8 protein-coding genes and 5 pseudogenes are annotated in these 14,301 nt (G+C 34.0%); 9 read left to right on the top strand and 4 right to left on the bottom strand.

From position 1 onward, the window contains the following. Positions 1–189: 189 nt before the first annotated feature. Positions 190–963 (bottom strand): annotated as a pseudogene (locus QUF99_RS00935) (IS6 family transposase). Positions 964–1,142: 179 nt separating this feature from the next. On the opposite strand from QUF99_RS00935, the gene QUF99_RS00930 reads away from it, so the two are divergent. The 5 genes and pseudogenes from QUF99_RS00930 to QUF99_RS00910 all read left to right on the top strand — a co-directional run. After that, entirely contained in the window at positions 1,143–2,420 is a 1,278-nt protein-coding gene (locus tag QUF99_RS00930; protein WP_289368130.1) for a right-handed parallel beta-helix repeat-containing protein, read from the top strand. Then, positions 2,420–2,926 (top strand): nitrous oxide reductase accessory protein NosL, encoded by a 507-nt coding sequence (locus tag QUF99_RS00925; RefSeq protein WP_289368128.1) that lies wholly within the window; start codon positions 2,420–2,422, stop codon positions 2,924–2,926. The genes QUF99_RS00930 and QUF99_RS00925 overlap by 1 nt, the downstream gene beginning before the upstream one ends. A gap of 81 nt (positions 2,927–3,007) precedes the next feature. Continuing rightward, positions 3,008–3,820, top strand: a complete 813-nt coding sequence (locus tag QUF99_RS00920) for an ABC transporter permease (RefSeq protein ID WP_289368126.1) — start codon at positions 3,008–3,010, stop codon at positions 3,818–3,820. Then, on the top strand, positions 3,817–4,512 hold the full coding sequence (locus QUF99_RS00915; protein ID WP_289368124.1) for an ABC transporter ATP-binding protein: 696 nt from the start codon (positions 3,817–3,819) through the stop codon (positions 4,510–4,512). Before QUF99_RS00920 ends, QUF99_RS00915 begins: the two co-directional genes overlap by 4 nt. Positions 4,513–4,540: 28 nt before the next feature. Further along, a pseudogene (locus QUF99_RS00910) lies at positions 4,541–4,969 on the top strand (GNAT family N-acetyltransferase); the annotation flags it as partial. 658 nt (positions 4,970–5,627) lie between these two features. Here the strand turns inward: QUF99_RS00910 and QUF99_RS00905 are convergent. Beyond that, a complete protein-coding gene (locus QUF99_RS00905) occupies positions 5,628–6,518 on the bottom strand; it encodes an Rpn family recombination-promoting nuclease/putative transposase (protein ID WP_289368122.1) in 891 nt (296 codons plus the stop codon). Positions 6,519–6,718: 200 nt separating this feature from the next. Continuing rightward, entirely contained in the window at positions 6,719–7,126 is a 408-nt protein-coding gene (locus QUF99_RS00900; RefSeq protein WP_289368374.1) for an FAD-dependent oxidoreductase, read from the bottom strand. Positions 7,127–7,167: 41 nt separating this feature from the next. On the opposite strand from QUF99_RS00900, the pseudogene QUF99_RS00895 reads away from it, so the two are divergent. The 3 pseudogenes from QUF99_RS00895 to QUF99_RS00885 form a co-directional block, all read left to right on the top strand. Then, positions 7,168–7,296, top strand: a pseudogene (locus tag QUF99_RS00895) (IS6 family transposase); the annotation flags it as partial. A gap of 759 nt (positions 7,297–8,055) precedes the next feature. Continuing rightward, positions 8,056–8,694 (top strand): annotated as a pseudogene (locus QUF99_RS00890) (IS6 family transposase). Between the two features lie 1,256 nt (positions 8,695–9,950). Then, positions 9,951–11,320 (top strand): annotated as a pseudogene (locus tag QUF99_RS00885) (erythromycin esterase family protein). A 293-nt stretch (positions 11,321–11,613) separates the two neighbouring features. Here the strand turns inward: QUF99_RS00885 and QUF99_RS00880 are convergent. Next, on the bottom strand, positions 11,614–12,423 hold the full coding sequence (locus QUF99_RS00880; RefSeq protein ID WP_289368120.1) for a Cof-type HAD-IIB family hydrolase: 810 nt from the start codon (positions 12,421–12,423) through the stop codon (positions 11,614–11,616). Between the two features lie 839 nt (positions 12,424–13,262). On the opposite strand from QUF99_RS00880, the gene QUF99_RS00875 reads away from it, so the two are divergent. Then, the gene (locus QUF99_RS00875) at positions 13,263–13,643 is read left to right on the top strand and encodes a BA_1872 family lipoprotein (protein WP_289368118.1); all 381 of its coding nucleotides are present in this window, start codon (positions 13,263–13,265) and stop codon (positions 13,641–13,643) included. The last annotated feature ends 658 nt before the right edge of the window (positions 13,644–14,301 follow it).

Here is a 14,301-nt window from a genome sequence, read left to right as displayed (position 1 = left end):
TAAATTATTGTTCTTTTTCGGAAGTGAAATTTGATCCTAATACTTTTACGTTAACAGAAAGTAAAAGAACCGATGTCATTAGTAAAAGTTAAAAACTTTATTATTTATCTATATTGTTATTGTAAAAAATAAGGTTCTGTTGCAAAGTTAGCTGAAATGTAAAAGATCTGTGGTTGAAGAAAACAAATTTTATGCAGGTATCAATAATTTCTGTAATTCATTATACGTCGAAAAAACGGAGTTTGGTTGAAGACTCCGTCTTTTTTTATATAGGGCATGAATGGTTTCGATTCCTTTTATTGTACGTGAGGCATGACGAAGGTTTTGAAATCCTGAGGATCTAGCAAAACGACGTTTCACGTGTCTATGGTCTTGTCCGATACGATTATTTAGATGTTTAGCTGTATAATGCACGGTGTTTTTATAAAGATCTTTCTCTTTTAACTTTTTTAATAATTCGTTAGCTAATAAAAGTAACGACTAACCGAGAAGCCCCCACTTCAAACGGCTCGTAAGAGCGTTAAGTGGTGGGTAGTTCACTGCACAAAGTAAAGAAGGCGCCTTATCTGTCGTCAGAACCGTTGGTTCCCCGAAGGTTTTAACCAATCTTTTCATGAAAGCATATGCCGCTTGAGTATCTCGCCTTTTGCGAAGTTGAATATCAAGCGTATGGCCTTCTTTATCAATCGCACGATATAAATAACACCACTTACCTTTAACTTTTATATAGGTTTCATCCATTTTCCAAGATAATCTTATGTTTTGGTTTTTCTTCTTCCATATTTGATAGATCAAGTTACCATATTCATGAACCCAGCGCATGATGGTTGTTGGGTGAACAGACACCCTACGTTCCTTCAGTATTTCAGTTACATCGCGATAGCTTAAAGAAAAACGATAATAGTAGCCGACGGCTACTAAAATAATAGCTTGTTTGAATTGGTTTCCTTTAAAATATCCCATTTGTTACGCTCCCGTTCATCTTTTTCCAAAGTGTACTTGAGTTTCGAAAACTTTGCAACAGAACCGAACAGCCTTGTGTGTATCACAAAAAACACATTAATTTTTCACAAATTTCACACAAAACCATGGTATGCTTTTATTTAATAATAACTAATAGGTTTGAGAGAAGGGAATTGTATATGAAAATAATCCGGTGTTCTCTTCTTTTGTTTTTAGTTTTATGTTTTCCCACACTTAGTAGTCATGCTGAGTCTACAATACAATCAAAAATTGACGCGGCTTCTCCATATGAAACCATCAACTTAGAAAATGTTACTTACAACGAAACAATTGAAATATTGAAACCGCTTATAATAGAAGGAGATACGAATACGAAGATTCTCTCATGTGGGAAGGGCCCTGTTATTACTGTAAAAGGCGAAGGAATTACCCTTAAAAATATAAAAGTAGAGCAATGTAATAATAGCAAAGAGAAGACAGCAATATTTGTATCAGGAACGAAGCATTATTTCAGTGGATTGGAAGTTCGTACGTCAAACATGGGAATTAAGCTAGAAGATGCCCAAAATATAAAGATTGAGAGTAGCAATATCATTGGAAAAGGAAATGGGAATGGAATTGATTTATGGCAATCTGGCCAAAATCTAATTGAGAACGTCAAAATACAAAATGTACGTGATGGTATTTATTTAGAACAAAGCGACCGTAATAAAATAAAGCACAATACAATCTGGCAGTCTCGTTATGGTATTCATCTTATGTATTCTGATGGAACGGTTGTTGGAAATAATACATCAAAAGAAAATATAACTGGTGCAATGATTATGGGGACGAAGGGAACATCTGTAATAGGAAATCACTTTATTAATAATAAAAGAAATGTTCATGCGCAAGGATTGTTATTATATGATGCAGTAGAAACGAAAGTTTTACAAAATGAAATTGCTAATAATAGAGTGGGTATTTATGTAGAGAAGGCAAAAAACAATAAGATTATGGGGAATAAAATTTTTAATAATTTTATCGGTTTACAATTTAAAGATGCCAGTGCGAATGAATTAACTGGGAATGTATTGGTAGGGAATGTTAATGAATCTCAAGCTACGCGAAGTAAGGAGAATAACATCTATAAAAATTATTGGGATGCTTCTTTAAAAGTAGATGTAGATGGTTCGGGTATTAGTAATATTCCGTACAAAGCGGATGCTTATTTTCTTTTGTTAACACAAGATATTCCTGAATATCAGTTGTTTTTCCAATCACCAGGGATGCGTATTTTGCAACATTTAATAAAAATTCCAGATCAATCATTATTGCTAGATAAAGAGCCTAGTATGAGGAGCGGAGTTTCTTCACAAATAGGTGAAAATATTGGATTTCAATCTAACATTTTGGTTATAAGTCTAAGTATGATGCTAGTGGGAAGTATATTATTCTTTTTAGGGAGGAAATATTGATGAGAGTAAAATATATTTTGTTTGCTGTATGTTTATGTTTGGTATTTGCAGTAGTGGGATGTGGGAAGAAAGAAATTGAGGCCGTTACAATTGATGAGAAAAATGATAAGTGTGATATTTGTAATATGGCGGTCATGGATAATCCATTTGCAACAGAGGTAATTTTAGAAAATGGAAAAGCTTTAAAGTTCGATGATATTGGTTGCATGTATAAATGGATGGATGAGCATAAAAATGAAAAAACAAAAGAAAAGTTCGTGAGAGATTACAATACAAAAAATTGGGTTGCGGTAGATAAAGCTACATATGTATATGATAAAACGATTAAAACTCCAATGGCTTATAATGTTATTTCTTTTAAAGATAAAAAAGATGCAGAAAGTTTTGTAGATAAACATACCGGAAAAGTTCTCTCTCATAAAGAGCTAGGGGACCACAAATGGGAAATGAATAAAGAGATGATGGGAAAAACAAAGAAAGATCATGGTAGTGGACATTCTCATTAATATGAGATTTATTACTATGAACAATAGTTAGAAAAAGACAACCAACTAAGGTTGTCTTTTTCGATAGAGAGGTGATTATGTGTGTGGAATATATTATATTCAGAATGGCGTAGCGCAGTAAGGAATAAGTCTGCATACACATTTTTATTACTTTGGGTGGTCATGCTTTCTTTAATATTTATTATGGAAAGAAATATACCAATTCTAGCAGGATATACAAATATAACAGGGACAATGGTAAACCTTATTTTATATATTATACCTTTGTTTATGTTAATTATAGGATCATTCTCTATTGCCGGTGAGGTAGAAAATGGGAAATGGAGACTTTTATGTACATATCCTTTAAAGACCTCTTCATATGTAATAGGGAAAGTAGTAGGACAATTTATAGCGCAAACAGCTATTTTTACAATTAGTTTTGGAACTAGTACAATAATCGGATTGTTAAGTGGGAGTAGATTTAATATTCATTGGATATTAGCAATTTATATCTTCTCTGTTTTGCTTATATTCTTTTTTATGGTGTTAGGGATAACAATTGGATCTTTTTCTGCAACAAGGTGGCAAGCGTTAGCGATTGGCATCGTAGTTTGGTTTTTCCTTATTATGATGTGGCCTACAGCTTTAATTAGCATTCTTAGTTTTGTTCCATATACGATGATTGCACCGCTTATAAAAATTTTATTGTTCTGTAATCCAGCTGAATTACTCCGAATTATATTTGTTATTCAATTAGGGGGTGGGGCAATATTTGGACAAGCATATGACCAACTTGTTATGTTTCTTCAAAGTAAAGCAGTTATTTTAGTTTTATTGATATATAGTGTAATGTATACGATGATTTTCTTATTTTTGGCAGGATGGCGAATGGAGAGAGGAAGAAAAAAGTGACAGTATTAGAACTTAAAGAGGTATGCAAACGATACAAAAAGAAAATTGCGTTATCCCCTGTTTCGTTACAAAGCAAAGCAGGAGAATGTATCGTATTATGTGGTGGAAATGGAGCGGGGAAAAGTACCTTCCTTGATATAATAGCAGGGATTTCGACTCCTACAACTGGAACGGTTCAATTAGGAGATACAGAATTACAGAAAGATAGAAGGCGGTATGTGAGGGAAATCGGTTATATGCCAGATGATTTTCATGCACAACAGTCCATGACTGTACAAGAGTTTTTATCATTTTATGCAGCTTTTCGAAATGTAGGAAGAGAGCGAGTACAGGAAGTTATTGAAATGCTGGGATTAGATGAGAAAAGAAATGAACGTTTACATAGATTATCAAAAGGGATGAGACAAAGACTTTTATTTGGGCAGGCATGTCTTGCACAACCAAAGGTATTAATATTAGATGAGCCAACAAATGGATTAGATCCATATTGGGTGGATGAGTTTCTATCCTTATTAAAGGCATTTAAAAAAAGTGGTACAATGATTATTTTCTCCACACATATGATGGATGTAGCCGCTGAAATTGGTGATCGAATACTTTTCATGAAAGAAGGTAAGGTTATACAAGAAATAAGAAACGCTGGGGATATAGAGAATTTAACATTAAAACTGTTACAGCTGCATAGAGGATAAGTAGATTATGAAACAGCTACCTTAAAAGAATGGTAGTTGTTCCTTACAACAATTTGATTCCTTTGACGAATGGCTTGAAAAAGTCAAAATCCAAGAAAAAGGAGAAAACTTACCACTAAATCGAGTTCCATCCACTCAGTTTTTGAGTATTGAAAAAGAGAAATTAGTCGGTGTAATTAATCTCCGCCATCGATTAACACCAGAATTACTGATGGAAAGCGGACATATCGGTTATAGCGTGCATCCCGACGAACGTCGAAAAGGTTACGCCTCTGAACAACTTCGGCTTTCCTTATCCGAAGCGAAAAAATTAGGATTAGAGAAAGTGTTGATAACTTGTGACAAAGCAAATATCGGCTTTGCCAAAACCATTCAAAAAGTAGGAGGTATTCTAGAAGGTGAAGTAATTTCTCCTAATACTGGCGAAATTGTTCAGCGCTATTGGATAGAAATATGACTTAGTAAATTTTCAAAAATCATATTTGAAATCGTATCGAAACCGGATAAGGAAACCATGTATAATAAAATACTTAAGAGACCGAAGTAGAATTATATAAACGAAAACATTCGTGTCATTATCATAAAATCCAGAAAAAAATAAAATATCGTGTATTAAGTGAGTATAATTCTGTCACTATACACAAGAAGCCCACACACTTAGAATTTTTTTATAAACTCCATTATCTAGTTTACATAAGAAATCTTATCGGTAGTTGTTAGTAACTGAAATTATCTAATATCAAAATGAAAAGTATTCTTATCTTATTGAGATGAAATATTAAAAAATTGGTACATCGATTCGTTTTGTTTAATATTTAACATATTACGTAAGTTATATCATGACGATGTTTTGAAAAAAGATAAATATTATGTCACGATTCTCTTGGATCTCCATAATTTTATAACTGTATTCACCAGTTCAAAAACCTTGTAGATTTCATTTGTATCTCAAAATGAAAAGTATTCTTAGTTTTTGAGATACAAGAGACAAAAATATATTTTTGTCTCTTCCCTTTTGAGGCCCTTCTTTGCGCACATGAGCAAACTTTACCGCTTCTGAATAGATACAGGAGCGGTTCTTTAGATGTAGTTGAAGGATTTTATAATTCCATGCACTATAATAATATCTTTCGTATTTCTTCTGTACTTAGACCTGTGAATTTCGCAATGTCTTCTAACGGCATACCATTCTTATGCATACCACGAATTAATTGTACACGCTCAGTTAGTCTACCTTCTTCTTTACCTTCTTCTAAACCTTCTTCACGAGCATGCGCTATTTTAGCTTGTTCATCTAGAAGTACCTTCTCGCGAGCTTCATAAGCTGTTCGGAAAGACGAGTCATGGCTCATATTTTCCCATTTATTCATTGCCTTTTGTAAAATTGGATCTTGATTCATTGCAATCTCCTCCAATGTTTGAGTTAAATATTCGTCTTCATGTGCTGGTAATAATAACATCCAACGAACAAACGCATTTTCCCACGGATTCACTTTTTCTTCACGCCATTGTTTCACAAGTTTTGGAATCTCTACGAAATAAATTTCAATATCATTACTTAAGATTTGTTGTGTTTTCGTATTCCATAACTGTCCGATTGTATGAAAGGATTCATCATTAGAAAATAGTATAAAATCTAATAAATTAATGGTGATTGTTTTGCGAAGTGAACGATATGGCATTCCTTCTTGCATTTGGGACGTATATAGTTTACTCCAATAATATAAAGAACGCTTGATCATATCATGGGTATTTCGAAGCTGAATTTCTATATTCACTTGCGTTCCGTTCTCTAGTGTTGCTAATAAATCTAAGATGGATAATTTATCATCTTCATAAGCCTTGTGAAGATGGGGGTCTTCCAATTGTAGTGAGACAATTGGTTCATCTAAAGATTCTTCTAAAATGGCATTTAGGAGACCGATTAAAATCTCTTCATTCCCTTTTGTGCCAAACAACTGTTTAAAAGCAAAATCAATTCGTAAATTTACTAACTTATTGGACATGGATTTCCTCTCCCTGTCGTTTCTTTTCTTAGTATTATTGTACAAGATACATCCATTTGTATGCAAATCCCTCTTCTGAAGTGTTATATTCAGTTTTAATTATTTTATCTATTCCCGACAGAAGACTCTCAGCTCAAAAATGTGAAGGTGTGAAACACCAATTTTAGGTGGGAGATGAATGTCGGAAAACGATAAAAGTTCTAATTAAGTACTACATCATCTTTCAATAGTTCTTTCTGCAGTTGTTTAATATTAATGTCTGCTGGATTTACTTTACTGTCTAAAGCCAGTGAAGTTGCTGTTCCAGCTGCTTGTCCAGTAGCCATAGCACTAGGAGTTAAACGTGTAGTAGCTAATGCCTCATAAGAAGCAGACATACATCTACCAGCTACTAAAAGATTGGTAATCTTTTTAGGTAATAAACAGCGATAAGGAATATCAAAAGCTCCCTCACCTTTTATCCATCCAATCTCCATTCCTTTTCCACTTGGAGTGTGAATATCAATTGGGTATCCACTTCTAGCAATAACATCTTCAAACTCTTTAGCGACTGTTACATCTTCTTTTTGTAAGATATATTGACCTTCAATACGACGTGACTCTCGAATTCCTATTTGAGCACCTACACTTGAAATGGAAGCTTGTTCAAACCCTGGTATCCATTCTTTCTGGAGTAGAAGCCATGCATATGATTAAAAAAGAACAGATTGATTTACGGGACCAGTCTGTCCAAAAACAGAAAGAATTCATCCATAAATTGTTTGCACTTGCTGTATAAGATACGATTCCGTTAAGAATATATGCATTTTATTCCTTTTTTGCACCAAACCCCCTTTTGTAGAGTAGTAATATCAGTATGTCCAAGTTTAAGAGATTTTTTGCACCAGAACCCAATTATTGCATGTACTCAATTAATAATTTCAGATTGCAGCTGACTCATTTGAGTCGGCTGCAATTTTTTGAAAAGCTATGTTAATTTTCAATAAAGCTTTATGTCAACATGACATGTATACGATATACATGATTTCATAACTCAACATAGAACATTAAAGCCATCGCACCCGTTAGTTCCCAGTGTTTACCTACAATAAAAAGACCGCCTTATGATGATCCATTTTTAGTATCCCTAAAAAACATCAGGTTGATTTTGAGGAACAGAGGGACAGATATACTGCCCCCTATTGTTTACTTATTTTGATTTTTTTTGGGCTCTTAATGCTATTTTTTCAAGCCCATTTTCTCCTGCAAATTCTACATCTGCTTTTGGTAGAGCATTTTTATTATTTTTAATTGATTATTCTTATTTTTAACCATTTTTTCACCACCCTTGTAGTTTGATTTAGTTATTCCTTCAAGGATGCCAACTATAGTAAATACGCTATATAAAGATAGTGAAGTAGTATTTTTTCGTTATCGGCACCCACGATTTTAGTTTGCTTTCTTTTTTGTAGGCTATGCGATTTGATTTTCTTGGTTCTGTTGCAAAGTTCTCTAAACCACAATACATTTTAGAAAAAATGAGTAGGAGCACGAAATGATGAGATATTTTAAAGGAAAACAGTTTAAGAAAGATATCATTTTAGTAGCCGTTTTTCTCTAAGCTATCGTGATGTGTCTGAAATTCTGAAGGAACGTGGTATTTCAGTTCATCCTACAACGATTATGTGCTGGGTACATGAATATGGCAATCTGATGTATCAGATTTGGAAAAAGAAAAACAAAACGGTACAGTTATCTTGGCGTTTGGATGAAACCTATATTAAAGTCAAAGGAAAATGGTGTTATTTATATCGTGCCATTGACAAAGAGGGGCAAACGTTTGATATTCAACTACGTAAAAAGAGAGATACACAAGCGGCATATGCTTTTATGAAAAGACTGGTTCGAACTTATGGAGAACCAACGGTTTTGACTACAGATAAGGCTCCTTCTTTAATTTGCGCATTTAAAAAATTACAGAGGATAGACTTTTACAAAAATACCTTTCATCGTACAACAAAATATCTCAATAATCTCATTGAGCAAGATCATCGACACGTGAAGCGCCGTTTCGCTCGTTCCTTAGGATTTCAAAGTCTTCGTTATGCCTCACGTACGATAAAAGGGATAAGACCACAATCAGACTCCGTCTTTTTCAGCGTATAACGAATTACAGACTTTATTAACGGTTTCATAAAATTTGACCACAATCTTCCCATGTCTCTATGTATAAAAAAACTTTGCAACAGAACCCGTTTCCTCTTTTATAGAGTCGTCATCGAGTGTGAGCTTCACTTGTACGGTAGCTATTTCGCCGTTGATCTGCTCCGTTTCTTCCAGGGGAAAGGGTTATATTTGTTGCTATAGTTGTTTTTGTCATGATTTCCTTCTTAACCACAGTATTTTTATACTTCACAAAACTAACAGTTTGTTTATACAAGGTTATTTTTTCTACAAAATCATTATTTATACTGGGTATAGTAAAATTAAGAAATTTGCTTCTCATTACCTTTTGCTGATTGTCTTGTTATCCCTCCCTAATTGCAATTTGGTGAGGAGGGGTCGTCACATACGAACTTAAGAATGACCTCGGAGCCAATTGCCACAAGGGTTCCAGCAGATGGGAACTGTGCATTGGAAACAAAAGGACCTGCATTACATAAATCTACATCCGGCGGGTCAGAAGTTAGCTTCACCTGACCAGACCAACTCAATACTAAAAATTCGGCAGCATCCCGACTAAGAGCCATCGGGGTAAGATTACCTGATTCGTCGGGCCAGACAGTCCCGGCAAGACAAGCGTCAACGGTAGCTGCCGAAAGGCATCTGCTCGCCCATTCAAAGTCGCAGGCAGAGTAGCCAACCAAGTTTGGCACACGAATGGTGGGAAGCGCGGGCGGAGTAGCTCTCTTTAACGGAATCGGTGCAGGTTCGTTGATCGGAGGTGAAAGTGTATTTGGATCGAAAATGCGCGGCGGCTTCATTTCACCCCGAGAGAGTTTGATGCCGTGGTCCATGACAGCATTAATCAATTTGGGGTTCTGGTGCAAAAATGATTACGTAGATAATACAACATGAATGTTATATTTTTATGTGAATGAGTTGTTCGGGAATTAGTATAAAAATCCGTATTTTTATACTTTGTAAAGATTGAATGTTCGTAATTAATCTTATATTTTTGTGTGTATTTTGACAGCATTCGAGGTTTGCACCAGAGCCTTTTTTTTCATTTTAGAGGGGATTTTGTTATGTTAGCTTGATAGGCATAGGTACAGTCCTAGGAAAATGCTTTTATATTTTCTGATTAAAATGAATGTTATGTTTTTTCTTGTGCACACCATTTCTATTTATTAATATAAATATAAGGAAAATAATTATCAAAGCCCATACATTGGTTGTAGAAAATTATTTTCCTAGATGGATGAGAATCTAACAAATACAGGAGGGGTATGTGTGTTATCAAAGTGGAAAATAGGAATTACAGCATCAATTCTTGCACTAACGACATTTACAGCGGCGGTATCCGCTGAAGAAAAACCTGTGGATCAGCCAAAATGGCAAGAATGGGTTGGGGAGCATGCCAAAAAATTAAAGGAGCCAACTGCTCATACGTATGAGGATTTATCATTCTTGAAAGAAACGATACAAGACAAACGTTTTGTTCTCCTTGGTGAATCAACACATGGTTCAACAGAAATGAACCAATCAAAGATTCGTATAATTAAGTATTTACATGAAGAAATGGGTTATGATGTAATTGCATTTGAATCAGGATTTGCAGAAATGAATACAGTGTATCAAAACCTAGATAATTTAACAGCTGAACAAGCGATGAAGAAATCTATTTCTGATGTATGGTCTACAGAAGACGTGGAAGAATTATTTCAGTACATAAAGGAACAAAAGGAAAAAGGGACACCCCTTATGTTAACGGGGTTTGACATACAAATCCCGTATGAAATTGAAAATTTTCCATTTGCAACCTTTGCTTACGAATGGATTGAGAAGTTGAATCCTGAAGTAGCTAATTTACTTACAGAAGCTGAAGGTGACATCTTTAAATATCATTCTGTGTCTTCCTATAAAGAGTTTCAAGCAATGCAGACACCCCTTATAGACAAATATGAAAGGATAAAAGAATTTATCCAACAACATAAGGATGAATTACGACAAGTGGCACCTAAATCATCATATGATGTAAATCTTTTAGAAAAGACAATTAGTATTCGTATTGATTCGCTTAAAACATATATGTCAAATCAAGTGAAAGAGACGTATAGCATTCCATTTGACTACACTATTTACAATAATTACTCATTATATTCACGTGACCAAAAGATGGCTCAAAACCTAGCATGGCTTAGTGAAATACAATATACAGGTAAAAAATAATGGTATGGGGTCATAATTATCATATTCGAAAACAAAATTCTAAAATGATACAGGATATTAGTAATACTCATAAATACGGATTTGTAGGCCCCAATATGATAGACTACCTACCAAAACATATAAAGGATCAGATGTATGCCATTGGTTTATTTGCGTATAGCGGGAGTAGCCTAAATTCTGAGGATAATAAAACAATTGTGTATGTAAAGGAGAAACATGAATCCAATAGTATCGAAGAAATTTTGAAAGCTGCGCAACATCCACAAGTATTTGTAAATTTAAAAGGTGAGAAAAATCGTCCTGAAACATCTTGGATGTATACGCCAATAATTGCACAACATTGGGGAAATGAGGATGAAATTATGATTCCAAATCAACAGTATGATGGCATTCTATGGCTAGAACATATTACACCTTCTCGGATCAAGTAAAATAAAAAAGCGCGCCATCTTATCTCAATGGCGCACTTTTTTATACAAATCATTTAGAAGAATGTATTTATTCCATGCCGTGTATGTAGAAGCCCTGAGTAAATCAGGGTAAGGATGGTGTTTCATTAAAAAAATGTTTTAGACTATAGAAAAAAGTATTAGACTATTAAAAAATAGTTATAGACTGCAAAAGCGTATTTTGGACATGAAAGCACCTTTTATTAACATAAAACCAAGGATCACAAAACCTTTAAAAGTCCCTTTAGAAGAACTGAAGGGACCTTCTATTCACGTTAGTTTTTAATTGGATTGGCACCAAAGATTATTTGTTCTAATACCTGTGCCACACCTTCTTCATCATTGTTTCCAGTAACAAAAAATGCAATCTCTTTTAGCTCAGGAATAGCATTACCCATTGCTACTGGTAATCCAGATTCCCTAAATAAGTTAAAATCATTCCAGTCGTCCCCAAAAGGCATAACATAATCCATAGGTATTCTCTTAGCTGTACAGATATCAATAACAGCACGCTCTTTCGACACATCTTTATCCATAATTTGAATCAAGCTTCCCGAGTCAGTGCGTATGATGTTAACTTTATCTGCAAAAAGTTTCTGTAAACTTTTATAGTCATAGTATTGAGAAATTAGTATTTTGGAGGCTTGTATCTTCCTTAGTTCATCAATGGTTATCACTGTAGGATTTGTTGTAACTTTCATGACCTGTTTATAGTCTAAAGTTTGGCTGCTGTACCAAACATCTTCAGACTCTATAGAAATATAAGCATCTGGCTGATTTGTATGTATATAGTTTAGTATTTCTTCGGTCAACATCTGTTTAATTGGGTAATGTTTTCTACCTAACTGATTATCTACGGACAAAGCACCGTTATAATAAACAACAGATGCTATTTCCTGAAGCTCTCTACATAAAAAATCATTAACAGACCTTGGTGGTCTTGCTGTTGCAAAAATAATAGCAACACCTTTTTCGTGAGCTGTCAAAATGGCCCTTTTACTTCTTTCGGACACTTCTTTTTGTGAATTTAATAAAGTTCCATCGAGATCTAAGACAATGGCTTTAACATCATTTGTGAGTTTCATGTATATTTCCCCTTTTTTAAATATATCAATACTCCTTTAATGTTCTATATTGAGCAATGAAATCCTGTATAGCGTATACATGTGAAGTTTCCATAATGTCTCATTATACGCAGTAAACACAGAGCTTAATTCCATATTCATTAAGATTAGACCTTGTCCCTTTTAAAAGTTTTATGCCAGAATATATACATTCTTGTTTTATTAAGTATGTTTTCTCAGAATTGTTCCTATTTCTCGTGTGAAAATTACATAACTACTATTAGTCTAATACTATATTTTAATAAAAACTCTTTTCCAAAAATGAAACTTATTCACCAGTCTAAATCTTTATTTTATTAAATTAGAAATATAAGAATTGAGGAATCAAATTAGATTAATGATGTTCAGTCTAAAACATTTTTCAAACTGAACAGATGGCATTTAGGCCGCACCCTAGCTTTTCGATTAGTTCCGGTTCAGACAGAATTTTGTCTCCTACAGACCAGCTCTTGTCTGCAACCAGTCCCTCCAGTTTGGAAGCGTTATTTATTAATATTTTTAGGGGGTTTTTGTACAAACCAAATCATTCCAATTGTGTTTGGGGGTATGTGTCAAAGTTCTATAATGAAAATAAAAAGGAAATCGAACGTTCAAGAGAATCTGTATTAAAATTTACAAAAAGAAATGTAGATGAAGTAAATTTACGGGAGTTTATTAGGCTGAAAGGATGCGGATGTCATACAGGTTATCAGTAAATAACAATTTTTAATTTTGATGAGTATGTTGGCTTATCAAAAAATGATAAAATAGTTACCGCAATGGTAAAACTTTATAATGATAAAAAAGAAAGGCGAATCTCTATGAAATTGCTACGTTCATTTCTAATTCTCACTCTTGTTGTATTGTTAAGCGCATGCAATACAGCAACAAAAGTCACAAAGGTTCAAGAAAATGGCGAAACGACTTTAAAAATTGGCTCCCTGCAAGGGTATCACGATGTGCAAACGATTAAAGCTGAAAAAGGAAATGTGGAAATTCCTTATGAGGCAGCCGTTGAAGAAGGTACGATTTTATTGCAAGTCACAAAAGACGATAAGGTCATTTATGAAGAAGAAGTCACTTCTCAAAAAGAAGGTTTGCTTTCCTTTGAAGCGCCAAAATCCGGATCATATGATTTAATTGTACGCGTGAAGGGTGAAGAAGAGAAAGCGAAAGGAATTCAAATACATACGAATCTATGAAAAAACGGCAAGCGGAGTGTACCCGCTTGCCGTTTCCATTTGGTTCTGGCACAACACATGCTCATCAATTTAAGAAGTAAACGTAAAGTAACTCCAAAATATACAATTGTAATTTCCTATTTAAGAATCCTTATTGTTAAAGGATTCTTCTTTTTTGTTCCAAAAGGTATACCTTTTGGGACAGTTAATCCCTTTTGGATTTTCTGAAGGGATTCTTTTAGATTCCTAGATACATTGAATACCGATAAGGAACGTTATGTAAACCTCACATGAATATGATATGCACAAGAGGTTTCGTTACTACACAGACTCTAAAAGTTGAAAGATATGTGAATACATCTTAGTGTACGCTGTCATTTAAGCTGATAGATACAACAGCGTATGCTATTATCATACCTAATTTTATTCTCCAAAATAACCGATTATTGTTTGATTAAAAAAATGTTTTAGACTGAGTATCGCTGGTTTAATAAGATTCCTTTAGTTTTATTTTCCTGTTTTAATTAAATAAGGATTTAGACTAATGAATAGTTTTTATTTAGAGAAAAGAAATTTTATTAAAATAAAGTATTAGACTAGATAGTAGGGTTTATTCTATCACACGTATGAAAACGCATCTCACGATTAAAGCGAACGCACTTTGTAATTTTGAAATAAA

The sequence above is a fragment of the Bacillus sp. DX4.1 genome (assembly GCF_030348195.1).
GTDB lineage: Bacteria > Bacillota > Bacilli > Bacillales > Bacillaceae_G > Bacillus_A.
This window is presented reverse-complemented; position numbering and strand designations above follow the sequence as displayed.

Excerpts from the sequence above, each read along its gene's own strand:
- QUF99_RS00930 (WP_289368130.1), top strand. The coding sequence starts at position 1,143 with ATGAAAATAATCCGGTGTTCTCTTCTTTTGTTTTTAGTTTTATGTTTT.
- QUF99_RS00925 (WP_289368128.1), top strand. The coding sequence starts at position 2,420 with ATGAGAGTAAAATATATTTTGTTTGCTGTATGTTTATGTTTGGTATTT.
- QUF99_RS00905 (WP_289368122.1), bottom strand. The coding sequence starts at position 6,518 with ATGTCCAATAAGTTAGTAAATTTACGAATTGATTTTGCTTTTAAACAG.
- QUF99_RS00880 (WP_289368120.1), bottom strand. The coding sequence starts at position 12,423 with ATGAAACTCACAAATGATGTTAAAGCCATTGTCTTAGATCTCGATGGA.
- QUF99_RS00875 (WP_289368118.1), top strand. The coding sequence starts at position 13,263 with ATGAAATTGCTACGTTCATTTCTAATTCTCACTCTTGTTGTATTGTTA.